The sequence below is a fragment of the Pseudomonas sp. GW822-FHT03F08 genome (genome assembly GCF_058801265.1).
In genome coordinates, this window is record NZ_JBXANC010000003.1 from 719,864 (window position 1) to 738,334 (window position 18,471).

The 18,471-nt window shown below is 58.8% G+C and carries 16 protein-coding genes and 1 pseudogene; 6 read left to right on the forward strand and 11 right to left on the reverse strand.

The genetic code is table 11. The features are described 5' to 3' along the window. Window positions 1–230: 230 nt before the first annotated feature. Window positions 231–1,577, forward strand: a complete 1,347-nt coding sequence (locus tag AC1RME_RS10460; protein ID WP_493091118.1) for an MFS transporter — start codon at window positions 231–233, stop codon at window positions 1,575–1,577. A 14-nt stretch (window positions 1,578–1,591) separates the two neighbouring features. Beyond that, a complete protein-coding gene (gene gudD / locus AC1RME_RS10465) occupies window positions 1,592–2,935 on the forward strand; it encodes a glucarate dehydratase (RefSeq protein ID WP_493091120.1) in 1,344 nt (447 codons plus the stop codon). Here the strand turns inward: gudD and AC1RME_RS10470 are convergent. Then, the gene (locus AC1RME_RS10470) at window positions 2,932–3,807 is read right to left on the reverse strand and encodes a LysR family transcriptional regulator (protein ID WP_493091122.1); all 876 of its coding nucleotides are present in this window, start codon (window positions 3,805–3,807) and stop codon (window positions 2,932–2,934) included. The genes gudD and AC1RME_RS10470 overlap by 4 nt on opposite strands. Before the next feature lie 160 nt (window positions 3,808–3,967). On the opposite strand from AC1RME_RS10470, the gene ampC reads away from it, so the two are divergent. Next, a complete protein-coding gene (gene ampC / locus AC1RME_RS10475) occupies window positions 3,968–5,134 on the forward strand; it encodes a class C beta-lactamase (protein ID WP_096822361.1) in 1,167 nt (388 codons plus the stop codon). Between the two features lie 71 nt (window positions 5,135–5,205). On the opposite strand, the gene AC1RME_RS10480 is transcribed toward ampC, so the two are convergent. Next, window positions 5,206–5,769, reverse strand: coding sequence for a DUF4174 domain-containing protein (locus AC1RME_RS10480; protein ID WP_096822362.1), 564 nt, complete (start codon window positions 5,767–5,769; stop codon window positions 5,206–5,208). Window positions 5,770–5,978: 209 nt separating this feature from the next. Here AC1RME_RS10480 and AC1RME_RS10485 point away from each other — a divergent pair, with 209 nt between their 5' ends. Then, window positions 5,979–6,443: a GNAT family N-acetyltransferase gene (locus AC1RME_RS10485; RefSeq protein WP_096822363.1), complete on the forward strand. Its 465-nt coding sequence runs from the start codon at window positions 5,979–5,981 to the stop codon at window positions 6,441–6,443. Here the strand turns inward: AC1RME_RS10485 and AC1RME_RS10490 are convergent. Both AC1RME_RS10490 and AC1RME_RS10495 read right to left on the reverse strand, forming a co-directional pair. After that, a complete protein-coding gene (locus tag AC1RME_RS10490) occupies window positions 6,433–6,759 on the reverse strand; it encodes a hypothetical protein (RefSeq protein WP_096822364.1) in 327 nt (108 codons plus the stop codon). The two genes, AC1RME_RS10485 and AC1RME_RS10490, sit on opposite strands and share 11 nt — an antisense overlap. A 14-nt stretch (window positions 6,760–6,773) precedes the next feature. Beyond that, window positions 6,774–7,559: a sulfite exporter TauE/SafE family protein gene (locus tag AC1RME_RS10495; RefSeq protein ID WP_011335062.1), complete on the reverse strand. Its 786-nt coding sequence runs from the start codon at window positions 7,557–7,559 to the stop codon at window positions 6,774–6,776. Window positions 7,560–7,853: 294 nt separating this feature from the next. Between AC1RME_RS10495 and AC1RME_RS10500 the strand changes: the two genes are divergently transcribed. Beyond that, window positions 7,854–8,525: a hypothetical protein gene (locus tag AC1RME_RS10500; RefSeq protein ID WP_096822365.1), complete on the forward strand. Its 672-nt coding sequence runs from the start codon at window positions 7,854–7,856 to the stop codon at window positions 8,523–8,525. Between the two features lie 21 nt (window positions 8,526–8,546). On the opposite strand, the gene AC1RME_RS10505 is transcribed toward AC1RME_RS10500, so the two are convergent. Next, entirely contained in the window at window positions 8,547–9,296 is a 750-nt protein-coding gene (locus AC1RME_RS10505) for a hypothetical protein (protein ID WP_102621755.1), read from the reverse strand. Window positions 9,297–9,542: 246 nt separating this feature from the next. On the opposite strand from AC1RME_RS10505, the gene AC1RME_RS10510 reads away from it, so the two are divergent. Beyond that, window positions 9,543–10,691, forward strand: coding sequence for an aldose epimerase family protein (locus tag AC1RME_RS10510; protein WP_493091126.1), 1,149 nt, complete (start codon window positions 9,543–9,545; stop codon window positions 10,689–10,691). A gap of 117 nt (window positions 10,692–10,808) precedes the next feature. Here AC1RME_RS10510 and AC1RME_RS10515 read toward each other — a convergent pair whose 3' ends face one another. The 6 genes and pseudogenes from AC1RME_RS10515 to AC1RME_RS10540 all read right to left on the reverse strand — a co-directional run. Then, window positions 10,809–11,117 (reverse strand): PAAR domain-containing protein, encoded by a 309-nt coding sequence (locus tag AC1RME_RS10515; RefSeq protein WP_493091128.1) that lies wholly within the window; start codon window positions 11,115–11,117, stop codon window positions 10,809–10,811. Window positions 11,118–11,184: 67 nt separating this feature from the next. After that, on the reverse strand, window positions 11,185–11,517 hold the full coding sequence (locus tag AC1RME_RS10520) for a hypothetical protein (RefSeq protein WP_192558488.1): 333 nt from the start codon (window positions 11,515–11,517) through the stop codon (window positions 11,185–11,187). Between the two features lie 29 nt (window positions 11,518–11,546). Continuing rightward, a pseudogene (locus AC1RME_RS10525) lies at window positions 11,547–11,645 on the reverse strand (PAAR domain-containing protein); the annotation flags it as partial. Window positions 11,646–11,822: 177 nt separating this feature from the next. Further along, window positions 11,823–12,221 (reverse strand): hypothetical protein, encoded by a 399-nt coding sequence (locus tag AC1RME_RS10530; protein ID WP_176504898.1) that lies wholly within the window; start codon window positions 12,219–12,221, stop codon window positions 11,823–11,825. 2 nt (window positions 12,222–12,223) lie between these two features. Beyond that, window positions 12,224–16,888, reverse strand: a complete 4,665-nt coding sequence (locus AC1RME_RS10535) for an RHS repeat-associated core domain-containing protein (RefSeq protein ID WP_493091131.1) — start codon at window positions 16,886–16,888, stop codon at window positions 12,224–12,226. Then, the coding region (locus AC1RME_RS10540) for a DUF2345 domain-containing protein (RefSeq protein WP_493091133.1) at window positions 16,885–18,471 on the reverse strand (1,587 nt) is incomplete at its 5' end. The genes AC1RME_RS10540 and AC1RME_RS10535, both read right to left, overlap by 4 nt.

Consider the following 18,471-nt stretch of genomic DNA (forward strand, 5'->3'; position numbering starts at 1 on the left):
ATCAGCCAACGATCACTGGCACAGAACTCTGTATCACGCCTGATGAAATCTCTCTACGCCCCAACAAATACGGCACATAAAATCTGAAAAAGCATAAAAAACGCTCCCCGTAGACAAATTTGATTGAGCACTCCCGCTTGTAGGACAAAAAAATCTAGTTGTATGATGTCTATCAACAACGCAGCATCCAGCCACACCCCGCATAAAAATAACGAGTGGGAGAAAACCAAGTGAAATCATCCATTGCCGGGATGAACGAGGGCGCCGATTCGGTGCTGTCCTCCGCCATTGCCAAAGTCAAACGCCACGTCCTGCCGCTGTTCGTGATCATGTTCATCGTCAATTACATTGACCGGGTGAACATCGGCTTCGTCCGCACTCACATGGAACATGACCTCGGTATCGGCGCCGCTGCCTATGGCTTCGGTGCGGGCCTGTTCTTCATCGGTTACGCGCTGTTCGAAGTCCCCTCAAACATGCTGCTGCAAAAGGTCGGCGCGCGAATCTGGCTGACCCGCATCATGTTCACCTGGGGTCTGGTGGCCGCCGGCATGGCGTTCATCCAGAACGAAACCCACTTCTACATCCTGCGATTTCTGCTCGGCGTGGCCGAGGCCGGGTTCTTTCCCGGGGTGATCTACTACTTCACTCGTTGGTTACCGGGGGCCGAGCGCGGCAAGGCGATTGCGATTTTCCTCAGCGGTTCGGCCGTCGCCTCGCTGATTTCCGGCCCGTTGTCCGGCCTGCTGTTGCAGATCGAAGGACTCGGCCTGCACGGCTGGCAATGGATGTATTTCATTGAAGGCATGTTCTCGGTCGGCCTGTGCGTATTCGTCTGGTTCTGGCTCGACGCCAAACCCCACGATGCCAAGTGGCTGACCCGCGCCGAACAGGACGCACTGGTCAAAGCCATCGACGATGAACAGAAGGCCCGCGAAGCCGCGACCCCGATCAAGCCGTCGCTGGGCAAGTTGCTCAAGGATCGCCAGATCATCCTGTTCTGCCTGATCTACTTCTTCATTCAACTGACGATCTACGCAGCAACGTTCTGGCTGCCGAGCATCATCAAGAAGATGGGCGAGATGAGCGACTTCCAGGTCGGCCTGTTCAACTCGATTCCGTGGCTGCTGTCGATCATCGGCATGTATGCATTCGCCTCGTTCTCGGCAAAGTGGAAACACCAGCAGGCGTGGGTGGCCACGGCGCTGTTGATCGCCGCCGCGGGGATGTTCATGTCCACCACCGGCGGGCCGATCTTCGCTTTCGTCGCGATCTGCTTTGCAGCGCTGGGTTTCAAATCCGCGTCGTCGCTGTTCTGGCCGATCCCGCAGGCCTATCTCGATGCGCGGATCGCCGCTGCCGTGATCGCGCTGATCAACTCGGTGGGCAACCTCGGCGGCTTCGTCGCCCCGACCACTTTCGGCCTGCTGGAACAACACACCGGTTCGATCCAGGGCGGCCTCTATGGCCTGGCCGCGACCTCGATCATCGCCGCGATCATCGTGTTCGCCGCCCGCATGACACCCAAATCCGCACCTGACGTCGCCGTGGCCGATGCCGCGCCGAAACACGCTTGAAAGGACAACGCCAAATGACCGCACACGACATCGCCAAAGCCCCGATCATCACCGAGATGCAAGTCATCCCGGTGGCCGGCCACGACGGCATGCTGCTCAACCTGAGCGGCGCCCACGGGCCGTTTTTCACCCGCAACATCGTCATCCTCAAGGACAACGCCGGCCACACCGGCGTCGGTGAAGTGCCCGGCGGCGAACGCATTCGCCAGACCCTCGAAGACGCCCGCAGCCTGGTGGTCGGCAGCCCGATCGGTACTTATCAGAAGATCCTCAACCAGGTGCGCCAGACCTTCGCCGACCGCGATGCCGGCGGCCGCGGCCTGCAAACCTTCGACCTGCGTATCACCATTCACGCGGTCACCGGGCTGGAAGCCGCCCTGCTCGACCTGCTCGGCCAGCACCTCGACGTGCCGGTGGCGGCATTGCTCGGCGAAGGCCAGCAGCGTGATGAAGTGAAGATGCTTGGCTACCTGTTCTACGTGGGGGATCGCCGGGAAACCGACCTCGCCTACCGCAGCGAACCGGACGCCGACAACGACTGGTTCCGCGTGCGTCACGAGAAAGCCATGACTGCCGACGCGGTGGTGCGTCTGGCGGAGGCGGCCCATGCGCGTTACGGCTTCAAGGACTTCAAGCTCAAGGGTGGCGTGCTCAGCGGCGACGCCGAAATCGAAGCGGTGACCGCACTGGCCGAACGCTTCCCCGACGCACGCATCACTCTTGATCCGAACGGCGCGTGGTCATTGAAAGAAGCCATCCGTTTGTGCCGTGACCAGCATCATGTGCTGGCCTATGCCGAAGATCCGTGCGGTGCGGAAAACGGTTATTCGGGCCGTGAAGTGATGTCTGAATTTCGCCGCGCCACCGGGCTGAAAACCGCCACCAACATGATCGCCACCGACTGGCGCGAAATGGGTCACGCGATTCAGTTGCAGTCAGTCGATATCCCGCTGGCCGACCCGCATTTCTGGACCATGCAGGGTTCGGTGCGGGTGGCGCAGATGTGTCATGAATGGGGCCTGACCTGGGGCTCGCACTCCAACAACCATTTCGACATTTCCCTGGCGATGTTCACCCACGTCGCGGCCGCCGCGCCGGGCGACATCACCGCCATCGACACCCACTGGATCTGGCAGGACGGCCAGCGCCTGACCAAGGCGCCGCTGCAAATCGTCGACGGCTGCGTGCAGGTGCCGAAGAAGCCGGGGCTGGGCGTGGAACTGGACATGGATCAGGTGGCCAAGGCCCACGAACTCTATAAAGGCATGGGGCTGGGTGCGCGGGATGACAGCGTGGCGATGCAGTTTCTGATTCCGGGGTGGACGTTCGATAACAAAAAGCCGTGCCTGGTGCGCTAGGCCTGCGCTGCCTCCAGCAACCAGTGCCTGAACGCTGCCATCGCCGACGTCTCCGGCCGTGACTGCAACCGCGTCAGCCAATAGCTGCCGGTGGTGATTTCGATGGCAAAGGGTTGGCGGATCAGGTCCGCCGCCAGTTGCCGGGCAAACATCAACGGCGGCGCCAACGCCACTCCGCCACCCTGCAACGCCGCTTCCATCATCGCCAGCGACGAGTCGAACACGATGCTCTGGGGCGGCGCGGCATGGGTCGCCAGACCGGCCGCATGAAACCATTCCGGCCACTCATCGGTGCGATAGGAACGCAGCAAACGCTGCTGCAGAAGATCCCCCGGCGAGTGCAGTTGCCGGACGATTTCCGGCACGCAAAGCACCGACAACGGTGCCTCCAGCAAACGGGTCGCCTCAATACCGTGCCAGGCCCCGGCGCCAAACCGGATCGCGTAATCCAGCCCTTCAGCGGCGACGTCCACCCGATTGTTGTTGGTCGACAGTCGCAAATCTATGAGCGGATGTTTCGCCTGGAAGTCCGCCAGCCTCGGCAACAACCAGCCCACGGCGAAAGTGCCCACCGCGCCGACCGTCAGCATTTCCCGATATTGCCCGCCTGCCAGACGCTCGAGCATCTGCGCGATATGATCGAACGACGTGGTCAGCACCGGCAGCAAAGTTTCGCCCTCGCCGGTCAGCATCAGCCCACGGGGCAGGCGTTTGAACAGGATCACGCCGAGTTGCGCCTCCAGGCTTTTGACCTGATGGCTGACCGCGGCTTGAGTCACGCACAGCTCAACGGCAGCGCGAGTGAAGCTCAAATGACGTGCAGAAGCTTCAAAGGCACGTAATGCATTCAAGGGCAATTGAGGTCGAATCATGCCAAGTCCCAAATTTTTCTAATGGCTCATCCGAGTTTTCATCGTTTGTCGAAAGACACCGGACTGCCTAGATTTGGCGGCGCCGATCAGCCGGCCCGACGGAAAACGCTCGCAGTGTAGCGGGATAACACCATCAACACTCATGGAGAGTGGTTCAAGCATGTTTTCGATCAACCTGAACAAACTCAAGCCCCTGTGCGCTTTCGGACTTTTCTTCAGCGCCGCCACCTGCCTGGCCGCCCCACAAACCGACGATCAGTTGCAGGCGCTGGTCAAGGCCACCGTGACACCGGTCATGCAGCAACAGGACATCGCGGGTCTGGCTGTAGCCGTGACCGTCGATGGCAAGGCGCATTACTTTAACTACGGTGTTGCCGACAAAAGCACCGGGCAAGCGGTGAGTGAAAACACCCTGTTCGAAATCGGTTCTGTAAGCAAAACCTTCACCGCGACCCTCGGCGCCTACGCCCAGGCCAGCGGCAAACTGGCGTTTTCCGACAAGGCCAGCCAGCACTGGCCCGAGCTGAAAGGCAGCGCGTTCGACCGTATCAGCCTGCTGCAACTGGGCACCTACAGCGCCGGTGGCCTGCCACTGCAATTCCCGGACGCCGCGGACTCTTCCGACAAGATGCTCGGCTATTACCAACAGTGGAAACCGACGTATCCTGCTGGCAGCCATCGCCTGTATTCCAACCCGAGCATCGGCCTGTTCGGTTATCTGGCCGCAAAAAGCCTCGGCCAGCCGTTCGATCAGATCATGACCGAAACCCTGCTGCCGAAACTCGGGCTCAAGCACACCTTCCTGTCGGTGCCCGCGTCTGAAGAGAAGCTCTACGCCCAGGGCTATGACAAGAACAACCAACCGGTGCGAGTCAGCCCCGGCGCACTGGATTCCGAAGCCTACGGCGTGAAAACCAGCGCTGCGGACCTGCTGCAATTCGTCGAAGCCAACCTCGACACCGCCAAACTCGAAACACCGCTGCAAAAAGCCATCGCCCTCACCCACACCGGCTACTACACCGTCGGCGACATGACCCAGGGCCTGGGCTGGGAACGCTACGCCTACCCGATCAGCCTCGAGCGCCTGCTGGACGGCAACTCCACGCCGATGGCGATGGAAGCGCACAAGGTCAAATGGCTCAACCCGCCACAGCCGGAACCGGCGAACGTGCTGCTCAACAAGACCGGCGCCACCGGTGGCTTCGGTGCGTATGTCGCGTTCGTGCCGTCGAAGAAAGTCGGGATCGTGATTCTGGCGAACCGTAATTATCCGAATGGAGAGCGGGTGAAGATTGCGCACAAGATTCTGGGTGAGTTGACCCGGTAATCACGCCATAAAAAATGGGCGACCTGAGAAGGTCGCCCATTTTTGTTTCAGCTCATTCCACGATCACGCCATCAGTCATCCGGCATTTCCGCAGGTTTGGCCGGCTTCGCGGGTTTCGCCGGTTTGCCGCCCTTCGTCCCTTTGGTCGGTGCCGCTTCAGCAGCCACCGGTGGTGGAGGCGGCGCGGCAAGCTCTTTCTCGGCGGCTGGCAGTGCATCGATGGTGTCGAAGACTTTTTTCAAATCGACTGACTTGGCCTCATCACCCGAAACGGCAAGCTTGGTCTCGCCGTCCTTGCCCACCAGAAAAATTTTCGGATAAGCCCCGGCACCCAGCTTCAACGAGCGCAACAGCCCCATGGTGTCCTGCTGGCCGAGGTCCTTGCCGTCGAGTTGGCCGAACATGTTGAGGATGGTGTAGACCTTGAGCTTGCGGTCGGCGATGCCTTGCTTGTTGGCCGGATCTTCCAGCGACTTTTTCAGGCCGACCCAGACGGGGTCGACCGTGCTGCTGGCGATCACGATCAAGGGACGGTAGTTGCCTTTGTCGACGTCCAGCGGGGAATCGTTGTCGCCGGCGAACAGGGGGCCGGCAATCGCCAGCAAGAGTGTCAGGGTCAGTGACCTGATGAGCATGCGCATCTCCTTTTGATATCCACGCTCTAATGATTGCGCATCGTGGCGATTGTTCCGGGGTTACCCGGCAAATATGTTTCGCCTTGTTCAAAGCGTAGGTCAGCAACGATTTTGCGCAACCGGATGCGCTCGATCATGTCGCGCATTTGATTACCTTTCATGACCGCATTAGGGTGGTTGTTCTGCTGATGAAACGGAGTTCAAGCCCCATGCACATCGACTACCTGTGCGATCACCCCGAACTGATTGAAGAACTGGCAGAGCTCAACTTCAAGGAATGGGGCCAGTACAACCCCGAAGACACCCTCGCCGCCCGCACCGAACGCATGCGCGCCGCCTGCGGCAAAGGCGCGATTCCCAGCGTGGTGGTGGCGCTCGAAGACGGCCGGTTGCTCGGCGGTGCGCTGCTGATCGACAGTGACATGGACGCCCGTCCGCAACTGACGCCGTGGCTGGCCGGGGTCTACGTGAAGGCCGAACAACGCGGACGTGGCATCGCTTCGCAGCTGGTCAACCGCATCGTCGAGGAAGCCGCTGCGCTGGGCCTGCCGCAGTTGTACCTGTACACCGATGCGGCGCAGTCGCTGTATGCGCGACTGGGTTGGGAGGTGGTGGAAGAGATGGAGTATGACAGCTTGCCGGTGACGGTGATGAAACGTTCTATCAGCCAGTGATCGCTTGGCTCAGCGCCGCTTCCAGCCCGGACGGATCGACAAACCGGCCTTCAAGCCGCAGCGATCCGTCAGCGAGGTTGACGCTCAGGTTCACCGCTGGTCTGTCGCCCGGATACTTGCGCAGCAACAGGTCGATGCCCTCGGCGGTTTCTTCACTGGAGATCAGATCCCACTGGCTGTCGCTCAAGTCCAGCAGCGTCTGTTGGCGCTGCTGATCGACGACCAGTGGCGCGTAAAGCCAGTGGCTCATGCGCATTTCCCGGGGCTCGACCGTGATGGCGAGGCGGCCATTGCAATGGAATGTGGTTTCGCTCATGGCTTGCCTGCCGATCAGAACGCCAGTTTGTAGCCGATCAGCACCAGCATCGTCGCCAGGCACGGGCGCAGCAGTTCATCGGAGACGCGACCGGTCAGGTGGCTGCCGAGCCAGATGCCCGGCAGCGACCCCACCAGCAGAAAGCCCAGCACACCCCAATCCATATTGCCCATGCTCGCGTGGCCGAGGCCCGCGACCAGGGTCAGCGGTACGGCGTGGGCGATTTCGGTGCCGACCAGACGGCGGGTCGGCAGCAGCGGATAGAGGATGAACAGTGCGACGGTGCCGAGGGCGCCGGCGCCGATGGAAGTCAGGGCGACCATGGTGCCGAGGATCAGACCGGTGATCACGGTCATGACATTCAGGCGCGCACCGCTCGGGTTGTAGTTGCCGCCGGCACGTTTGTGGGCGAACTCCAGCAGGCGTTTCTTGAACAGAATCGCCAGCGCCGTGGCGAACAGCACGAAGCCCAGCGCTTGCTTGATGATGGCGTTCATCGCGTCCGGCGCGGTGTGCAGGGTGCTGAGGAACCACAAGGTCATCGCCACCGCCGGGACACTGCCCAGGGTCAGCCAGCCGGTGATGGCCCAGTCGATGTTCTTGTTCTTCCTGTGCACCAGCACGCCGCTGGATTTGGTGATGGCGGCGTACAGCAGATCCGTGCCCACCGCCGTGGCCGGATTGATGCCGAACCACAGCAGGATCGGCGTCATCAACGAACCGCCGCCGACACCGGTCATGCCGACGATGAACCCCACGACCAGCCCGGCAATCACCAGGCCGAAATTTGCCAATTCCATTAAGACGTCCAGACGAACCACAGGAAAATCCGGCCCGCAGCATAACCAGTTTTCTTATAACGCCCTATATCGATCGGATCTATCGTTATTCTTTTTCATTCATCAACTTTTCATGGGCAACGGCAACAGATCAGGCAACCGATGGACGATGGATCGTCCTGATACTTTCGGATAGTGGTTTGTAGAGAAAGTCCTGTGACATGCTCGGCAAAGCCATCATTAAGCCACTAGCAACAGGCACACCATTCAGTATGTGAAGGCTGTCATCCACTGAAACATTCCAAGGAAGAAGAAATGCAAGCGAGCACCACTGAAGAGACGTGTTATTGCTGTGACAAACCGAGTGAAGGACGGGAGCATGTCCCCCCACGCTGCCTGTTCCCCAAAGGCGAAGATGCAGGGTTGGCAGATCTGATCACTGTGCCTTCCTGCGCCGAACACAACCCTGATCAATCTCACATTGATGAGCAACTCATGCAAATGCTGGTCGGGACCTCAGCTGACGTACACCCGGAGGTACTCCAGCGGACTGTGCGAGGGATTATTCGCCACGTTAAGAAGGACAGTCAGATCATTGGTCGTTTCGGCATAGAAAAAGTCGCGCCAAAACAGTACATCCAGCATCCGACCGGGCCAGTTAATTTCGAGGTGATCGAACAGGCACTCGAAAAAATTGCCAAGGGTGTCTATCACCATCACACGAAAGAGGAACAGAAAATTGACTCGGTGCTTGCAGTTCACCCTCTCTTTCTGGGCATCGACGAAAGTGCGACACCTGAGGCACGCGAAAAAATTCTCGACCTGATTGCCTTGGCGCACTGCGATTTTGAAGAGTTTCCAAGCCATGGCCTGAACCCGCAGTATTTCGCCTATCAAATCATCGACTACCCAGGGCATGTTTTCATCAACCTGAAATTCTACGATCAAAAAATCGCGAGTGTCGTCTGCCGTCTCCCCAACCAATAAAAGAGAGTCGGTCCGACTCTTTTACTGCACTGGCAAAAAATTCAAAAACAGCAGGCTCTGGGCGTAATTCAAACCGATGCGCCGGTAGCGCTCGTCGAGCATCTGGGTCAGCAAGTCCAGACGCGCCACGACTTTGCCGAACTCCGTGGCGAAACTCAGATTGCTGCCCTCCTCCGAAATCTCGTTGGAAAACAGCAATGGCTGACCCTCCTTGTTCTGCCGCTGGGCGAGGATCCACGTGGCTTTCTCAATGTTGCGCGCAGCGTTGTTGACGAAGGTCGGGTTGATCTCGTCGGTCATGTAGAACTCGGTGCGGTTGCCGTGGGCGGTGACCAGCATGCTGCCGATCGCATAGATGAACGCGCCGACCCGGTCACCGAGAAACTCCGGGCTCATCGCATAACTCAGCGCTGCCAGATCTTTTTTACCGCCCAGCGTCGGCAGCGGTTGTTGCTGTTCGATGGCCAACCGCACCTGCTTGACCGCGGTGCGAATGTCGAGGAAGCCGGATTTGCGCAGCTCGTCCGGGTTGCGCAGGTACAACTTGCCCATCAAACGATAAAGGCTGTCGAGGTTGTCACGCATCGCCAGCGTGGCCATGCGGTCGACGCTGGTCTGGAGAAATTCCTGAGGTCTGCCCTCGCGCATCTGGTTGATGAAATTGTTGCCGTCCTGATGGCTGCAACCGCCGAGCAACAGCGTCGACAGGCAGGCCAGCAACAGGCACGGGCGATGAATGAATGCAGCGATTGGGCGAAAAACTCTCGGCATGAATTCTTTGAAGGACACATTCCTGTGCGGCGGGAGTCACCGCAACCTGGCCATGGATAGAGCCGGGGATTTCGCAAAAGTGCAGTGCCGCAGAGATTTCCCGACCTTCGGCGCAGGACACCCACTCAATTTAGTCCGACTTTATTTTTGCAATAAACGTTTAATCCGCTATAAATTTTCATTCACACGATAATTAGCATGACTATTTAGCGATTTTCAAAACAACAACAAAATGGAAGGTCAACCATGCTTCAATCCCGACATCAACTCTGCGGCCTCGGACTGTCCCTGATGATCGCCACCCTCTCCGCCCAGGCCGCTGGCCTGTCCAGCGAACACAAAGCCTTCGGCAAAACCAATGACGGCACGCCCGTCGAGCAATACATCCTGCGCAACAGCCACGGCATGCAAGCCACGGTCATCACCTACGGCGCAACCTTGCAGGCGCTGCTGGTGCCGGATAAACACGGCAAGCTCGACGACATCGTCCTCGGCTTCGACGATGTGCAGGGTTACCAGAAAGGCACCGCGTACTTCGGCGCGACCATCGGCCGCTTCGGCAATCGTCTGGCCGATGGCGCGTTCGAGCTCGATGGCAAACGCTACCAGGTGCCGCAGAACGACAAAACCAATGCCTTGCACGGCGGCACTCAGGGCTTCGACAAAAAAGTCTGGAAGGCGAAGGAAACCAAGGACCAGGATTCGGTCGGCGTGACCCTGACGTATCTGTCGGCGGATGGCGAAATGGGTTTCCCCGGCAACCTCACCACCGAAGTGACCTACCGCCTCACCGACACCAACGAACTGCGCATCGACTACAAGGCCAGCACCGACAAACCGACGGTGCTCAACCTGACCAACCACAGTTACTTCAACCTCGCCGGCGCCGGCAATGGCGACATCCTCAAGCAAGTCGCCACCCTGCACGCCAGCCATTACACCCCGGTCACCGCCAAACTGATCCCGACCGGCGAACTGGCCCCTGTGGCCGGCACACCGATGGACTTCACCAAACCGACCGCCATCGGCCAGCACATCAAGGTCGATCACCCGCAGTTGAAATTCGCCGAACCGAAACACGGCGGCTTCGACTTCAACTGGGCGCTGGACACCAAAGGGGACGCAAGCAAACTCGCCGCCGAAGTCAGCGACCCGCAATCCGGTCGCCACTTGCAGCTGTTCACCAATGAACCGGGCGTGCAGTTCTACACCAGCAACTTCCTCGACGGCACGGTCAAGGGCAAGGGCGGCAAGGTCTATCCGCACTGGGGCGCGTTCACCCTGGAGACTCAGCACTATCCGGATTCGCCGAATCAGCCGAACTTTCCGAGCACCCGACTGGATCCCGGTCAGGCCTACACCCAGAACGTGGTGTTGAAGTTCTCCGCGAAGTAAAAGCAAAAGATCGCAGGCTGCGACAGCGTCTACAGGGGAAAATTAATCCTGATGTAGGGTTGCTGTGGGCTGCGATCTTTTTGCTTTTTGAACCCCAGGGCTAGCCTGCTGCCCACACTAGATATCGACCAAGATAGACTGAAGTAACTGAAATTCAGTGACTCCGCTGATTACGGAGCCTTTCGGGCCCCTGGCAATCGGCGCCGCCCCGCAGGCTGTTTTCATACCGTCCAGCGCGATGGGTGTGCCGTCCACGGTGTAGGTGCTGCTGCCCTCAACAATCGGGAAAATCCCCTTGTACAGCGGGCAACTGACTTTGTGACCGACTCTGGCAATCGGTTTGCCGTTGAGATCGATATGGGAAAAGGCTTCGAGGACCTTGCCACCGTGAGTGATGGAGTCGCCCAAGCGAATGGCGTCTTTCATGTTGTCACTCCTTTGACCATGGCCTGTCTATTTGCACGGACGCACGATGCAGACCTTCAACCGCTCTTCAAACATTACCCTTGATGCGAAATGCTTCCTTGAGCGGCACCTTTTTATCGTCATCACCATCCTCAAGACATCTATAGTCGCTGCCGCCCAACGCCGAGAGCATGGTTTGGTAAAGGCTCAATGACTTGAAATTGACCTGAAGCCACAGAACGCTTTCACTTTCATACATCAATCGAGCGTCATAATCAGCGCTGCTGTTGAGCGACTGATCTTTCAGGTAGAAGTCACCAGGCTGTTGCACGCGAACGCATGCGCCGCTGCCCTCTACTTTCTTCATTACTTTGCTGGCTGAAGTGGTGTCGTCGAACACCAGCTTGCATTCATAACTCATTGCAAAAAATAAATCCGCCCCCTTTATTGTCCGGCAATCGGTTTACCATTGAGATCGGTATGGGAAAAGGCTTCGAGCACCTTGCCACCGTGTGTGGTCGAGTCACCGAGGCGGATTACGTCCTTCATGTTGTCACTCCTTAGGCTAGAGAACTGATAGCCCGCTCAGATCTGAAGTTATATGAGTACCCGAAACCCAAGGGGCACTCAATCAACCCATAATTCCTTTCCATTAAGCATCTGCGAAAAAGCCTGCCTAATACTCCATTAAATTCACTTGACTACAACTACTTTCTCGAGAGTCGCCTAACCCTCAAGCTCATAAACCTCTATATCACGCCCAATAACATATAGATCCCCATCTTGGCGAATTTCATTAATCGATGCTGGGTCAGCATCCAAGGCGTAATTCCCATCAATATCGACACACCAATAGTCGTCAAATTTCAATAACCGAACCCCCGAGCAAATTGAATTAAACTGATGCCCGCCAACTTTCGCACTCAGCTCTTCAACACCACGGACAACGACTTTAACCTTTTTCCAAACATTCCCTTCAACCCGATGATCTCTGGCATGAAGTAAAATCTGTGCCGCGAGTCGCTCGCCAGGCATATAATTAAACTCAAACGACAATAGCAGCCCATCTTCGAAACCATGAAAAGCTTGCAATATCTCACTTATTTTTTCTGCAGACTCTGACATTCTCATTTACCTATAGGCGTCGAAGGTTGTATGCCGTCGGGTAACTTCGCCCACCCTTCGGGAACCTTACCTGGTTCAAGATGGACAGCATTAGGGCCGTGACCCGCTGCAAGGTTGCCTGGCGGTTCGATTAAATGGCCATGCCCTGAAACCGCACCACTACCATGGTTCTTGAAGTCGACCTGCCCCATTGCTTCACCCCGTTCATTGTAAACAGTGTTTTGAACAGCAACCTGGCCTGTTTTGTCGGTTTTTGTATAAATCGAATTTGGAGTAGCACCATCACTTCTTGGTCGCTCGCTCCCAACGAAGTGCCCACCAATTCCACAACTACACTCAGAGGTTAAGCCAAATGGGTCTACCCAATTTACCGGGTTAGGAGCATAAGAAAATAGATTGATGCCTCCTGAGTATCCAATCGGATCCTTACTGATGAACCGCCCGACTACCGGGTCGTAGTACCGATACCTGTTGTAATGCAGCCCCGTCTCATGATCGTGATACTGCCCCTGAAACCGTATCGGGTTCATCACACCATGCTGCCGCGCCCACTCAGAGCGCTGTTCCGTCACCTGCCCCCACGCCTTGTACTGCGCGGTCCAAGCCAGGTTGCCTTGGGAATCTGTCAGTTCCTGCGGCGTACCGAGGTGATCACACTGATACCAGGCCAACGCATCGAACGCTAACGCCGTTGCCTTGTGATTCCACACCGGGTCTTCATCGAGGCTGTATTCACCACTGTAATCCGGCAGCCCCATCAGTTTGATCGGCGCATGCCGTACAGCCTGTGCAACAGGTACAAAAGTCCCCGGCTCGAAGACGTAGTGCACCGTGCGACCCGGCTCGCCATCGCCCTGCGCCAGACTGCTTTCCCACGCGAGGTTGTCGCCGTCCCATCCGTAAAGCGTAAAACCGCAGCCCAGTTCACGCTGTTTGCGGGCGTGCTCGCTTCTATTCCAGAGGGAACCGGCTTCCGGACGCTGTTTGTAGTGCGCGCGGGAGTTTTTGTGCAGGCGGCGTCCCAGTGCGTCGTAGGCGAAATCCACGCTCAGGCGCGGATCTTCGAAATGCACCAGTCGATCAAACAGGTCCCAACTCAGATCACTGCGTTGACCGTTGTGCCAGCGCTGGATCTGATTACCGCGTTCGTCGTAGTCGTAGTGGGTGCCGGCGTATTCGCGCAGCAGGTTGTCGACCAGTTTGCTGCGCGGCGGCGTCAGATCCAGTGGACGGCGGATTTCGGCAGTCTTGTCATCCAGCAGGTTACCGGCCGGGTCGAAGGCGAACGTTTCAACGCTTTGACGCGTCACGGCGCTGAGCAGTCGGCCGACGGGATCGTAACGATAGGCGAGCGGGCCGCGACGGCTGTCATTGATGTCGGTCAGTTGGCCGGCAGCGTCGTATTTGTATTCGCGCTTGAGCAGGATGCTTTTGTCATCGCTGCGCCCCAGCAGTTGCTCCTGCAAGCGTCCGGCCGGGTCCCAGCTTTGGGTTTGCAGCAGGTGATTGCCTTGATGGCGGGCGATTTCGCGGTGCCGGTCGTCGCGTTCGTAACCGATCAGTTCATGCTCATCCAGACGCATGCCCAGCAGGTGGCCGCTGCCGTAAGTGAGCCAACTGACGCGGTGGCCGTCGGGGCGTACGGTGGCGACACGCTGGTTGAGTACGTCGTACTCGTGCTGCCAGATCGCGACGGTGGGTTTTTCCAGTCCGAGGTAATGTTGGTGTTCGCGCAGCAGATTGCCGGCCGGGTCGTGGAACCATTGCAGGCGGCTGTCGGCGTTGTCGGCCAGCACCATGTTGCCGTTACCGTCATAGGCAAAGGTTTCGCTTTGCGACTGCTCGCCCTGGGTGGCGCGACGCTCGGTCAAGCGGCCCATCGGGTCGAAGCTCACCGAGATGACGCGTTGGCCATTGATCGATTGGGCAAGGCGACCGGTGAGAGGGTCGTACTGATAACGTGTGCTACGCCCGTCAAATCCGCTCTCTTCGAGCAGGCGCCCGACCGGGTCGTAGTGGAAGTGTGCGCGTTGTTCGTTTTCGTTTTCCAGGGCCGTTAGCCGGCCGAGACGGTCCCAGCGATAGCGCAGGGTTTGCTCGGCGGCATCGACACGTTCGGCGATCAAACCGGCCGCGCTATAGCTCCAGGTGGTGCAGCGATCGAGACCGTCGACATGCGTCAACAGCCGGCCCTCTGCGTCACGATCAAAGCGTTCTTCGGTTTTATCCGGGTGCTTGATCAGCACCAGTTGGCCAGCCTTGTATTCGTATTCGGTGGCGTTACCGGCGGCGTCAGTGAAGCAGATCATCTGCCCCAGTTCGTTGTATTCCCAGGCGCTGGTCTTGCCTGAGCAGTCGACGTACTCGACCAGTTGCCCGGCGTCGTTGTAGTCCAACGTCTTTTCGTTGCCGTTGGCGTCCTTGATCGCGGTGGGCTGACCGGATTTGTTGTAGGCGTATTCGGTTTTGTTGCCCAGCGGATCGAGCGCTTCGACCAGGTTGCCTTGGTCGTCATAAGCGCGTTGCCACTGACCACCCTCGGCGTCGCTGATCTTGATCAGCAAGTCCTGATCGTCGTAGGCGTAATGCATCACCGTGTGATCGGCGCGGATGTGTTCGAGCAGGTTGCTGCGTTCATCGTAGCTGTAGCGATCCGTGCTGCCATCGGCATTCACGCGGCGCACGATGTTCTTGGCCTCGTCGCGGAAGAACCATTCCGAACGCTCATCCGCATAACGGATGCGGTAGGTGTAGCCAAGGATGTCGTAGTAGTGCCAGGTCTCGTTGCCGAGCGCATCGGTGACGTAGGTCAGACGAATGTTTTCGTCCCACTCCAGGCGCGTGTCGAAGCTGCCGTCGTCCGCCCATTCGCGGATGGCTTTGGCCTTGGCGCCGGGGCCGTCCCACTGCAGGTTCATGCCACGCCCGGTGCGGTCGGTGTAACGGGTGATCAGGTGATGCTGGAACTGATACGACCAGACTGCGCCGTTCTCGTCCTGCGCTTGAATCAGGTCGCCATAGGCGTCGTACTGGTAGGCGCAGAGCTGTCGCTGCGGTTCGCCGTCAACGATTTGCCAGAGACCGATAAACCGCCCGTGATCGTCGATCATTGTGCCGAGGTGAAGGTGGACCTTGCTGGTGTCGTTTTCCTGATAGGTGATCAGATCCGAGAGCACCGACTGTTCGCCATGCCGATGCTCGTAATGCAGCATGATCCCGGCGCCGTTGCGCAGCGAAATGTTGGTCAGCACAAAACGCAGGCCACGGCGGACGTAGGTTTCCTTGCGCTCGAAACCACGGCACAGCAATAGCTGATCTTCGCTGGCACGAACGAGGGTGATGTTTTCGATGGCGTCGTAGTGGAACAGGCCGACTTTGGGCAACGGATAGCTGTGGTCGCGGCCATCGGCGCCGTAGAACGTCAGGCCATCGTCCACGCAGTCGAAACGCGTGGTGAATTCGTTGATCCAGCGGGCGCCGAGTTCGCTCTGATCGTAGGCGTCGAGGCGAGAGTTGTAAGTGCGTGTCCATTCGATCGGGAATGGGCCGGGCAAGCTGAAATCGGTATGTCTGAGGCTTTCCGAACCCAAGGCGAAATTGATGCTGAATGGCGTGGCGCATTCACAGGGGCCTTTCTCTGGATTGGGCGCGCTTTTCGCTGGAGCCTGTTGGCCATTGGAAGCCAACTGCCCGTCAGGTGCCATACGCTTCGCCTGACCGGTTTTCTCCGGGTGGACGGCGGCGTTCTGGCCATGGGCATTGCGCTTGCGCCACAACGTCACGGCGCTGGAAAGAATCAGCAGCAACCAGCCGATGGAGTTCTGAACGGACTCATCGTCCAGCTTGCTCAATTGGGTGCGTAGTTCCGGGCCCATCGCCCGCAGTTTTTTGGTTTCGTCGGAAACGGTTTTTTTGAAGTCATCAGGGACGAGGTTTTGCGCCACGCTGTTGGCCAGGCCTTTGCCTGCTGACTTCAGCGCACTGTTGGCAGCCCCAAAAACATTGCTGAAAGACGCCAGCGGATCATTCTTGAATTGGTCGGCCGCAGCGCTTGCCTGGGCGCTGGCTGCATTCAGATCACCTTTGGCATCCAGATTGCCAAACGCCACCGCTTCGATGCCTTTGGCAATCTCGTTGATAACGTCTTCACCCAGCTTGCCAGCGTCCGCCAAAATACCGGGTAACTTGCCTTTGGCCTGTTCAACAAAGTCATCGAGCGTGCCGATAATCGAGGCGTTCAGGTGACCGACCAGCACCTCGATCACGGAAGTGCTGAGCAACAACTTGCTGCTGGCCCTCATCTCCTGACGCACCAGAAACAGGGTCGGGCGCAGGGTCATGCGCGCCGCTGCCATCGACGGTGGTAAAGGCAATACGCCGATCAGGTTGATGCCAAGGCTGGCCCACGCGAGCAAGTCGCGCTGCTTGGCGTTCGACAGCGTGACGATGTCCCCCAGCGCATCGACCAGCGCCATGATGTTGCCCACCACCGGCAAGAAGCCCGCGTAATTCTTGATTCGATCAAGAGTGACCACGCCATCAGTGGCGGATTGAAGCCAGGCATCAAAGGTAGCCGCACCGCTGGCGACATCCTGAATATCGATGGCATTCAGGGGAACAATGGCAACCTGAGGTTCCCGTTTTACTACAGCATTTTCAGTGGTCATGACAGCATCTCACCCGCCAGCAGGCCCGGGGTTTTCAAGGAAGGTTTTGGAAGCGTCGGCGCCGGCAGACTCGGCAACTTGCCCGCCTTGCTCGCCGCCCCGAGCAGCCCGGAAGCACTCGGCATCGCCGCACTCGCCAGTTTCGGCAGCCCCGCCGCTCCGCCCTGCACGGCGCCTTTCACCTGCTGCGCCGTTTGCATCGCGCCTTGTGCGGTCTGCACCGCGCCCATCCCTGTCTGTGCCAATTCCTTGCCCTTCTCCAACAGATCCCAGTTCTTGCTCGGCAGCGCCTGCGCGACCATCGCCTGCACCTGACTCGGCACATCTTCCGCGCCCGGCGGATTCAACGGCCATTCCGGCTTGCCGATGTAGCTGCCCTCGCTCCAGGTGTCCGCCGGGTCCTTGCCGAACAGCACCCGCGCTGGCCCCGGTGCGGCGCCGGCAACACTGGCAAAGCCCTTGCCGTCGAGCTTGCCCTTGATGCTCTTGCCGAGGGCGTCGATGACTTCGTAATCACCCTCCTTGATGCCCTGACGCCCGGCGTACTGGTTGAATAATTCGAGATTGCCCTTGCCCGGTTTCGGCGGTTCCGGGAACACGCCCGCCAAGGATTTCGCCCCGGTGTAGGCGAAGTTCGCCGCATGCGCGGTGTACGGGCCGCTGGTGGCGTGGGTGATGCCGCCGGCGTTGTAGGTCGTGGCGCTGCCGCCGCCCTGGATCACCAGTTCGGTCTTGGCGGTGATGGTGATGCGGTCGGCGTTGGCGGTGATGTTGAGTTTGGCCAGCAGGTTGATGCTGTCCTTGAGCGCCTTGACGTCGATGTCGCCGGACGCCGCCACCAGACGCCAACCCATGCTCTGCACGAACAAGCGCATGCCACGGCTGGCACTCGCCAGCAAGCGTTTACCGATGGAAAAACTGGTGTGGCCGGTGCTGCTCAGCGCCAGGTGTTCGCCGGTGGCGATGTGGCTGGAGCGCGGTGTGGTCAGGGCGATACCGGCCGGACTGGCGAGCACCAGATGCGGCTCGGTGAACTCGGGGAATTCGTTGGCGGTGAGGTTCGCGGGACCCGAGCCGAGCACGCCTTGGTGCTGCGCGTGCAAGGCCTTGGCCACGTCGTCCTGGTCGCCCGCTTCCTGGGCTTGCAGCTCTTTGGCCTGCGTGGCGAAACCGTCCTGCTGATCGCTGGCGGTGGCCAGGCGTTCGGCGGTTTCCGGCAGGTCCTTGTGGTGCTTGGATTCGTTCGGGCGCGGCTCGGTGGTGATCAGCAGGCCGGCACCGGCACGCACCGCGCCGTGGCGGTCGGTTCTTAACTCGAAACCTTCGCCGCGTGGCTGGCCACCGCTTGGACGCGGATGGGTCAGGTAACCAAGGTTGATCGCACTCGCGCCATGGTCACTGCGCAGCGCGATGCTGATTTCGCTGGTGGTGTCGTCGATGCGCAGTTCGTTGGCGCGGCTGCCCTTGTATTCCTTGCTCTTGACCGTGGCCAGGGTCTTGAAATCCGGCAGTTTGTACGGCGGCAGGTTGGCGCCGTGGTACAGGCAACCGGTGATCAGCGGCTGGTCGGGATCGCCTTCGAG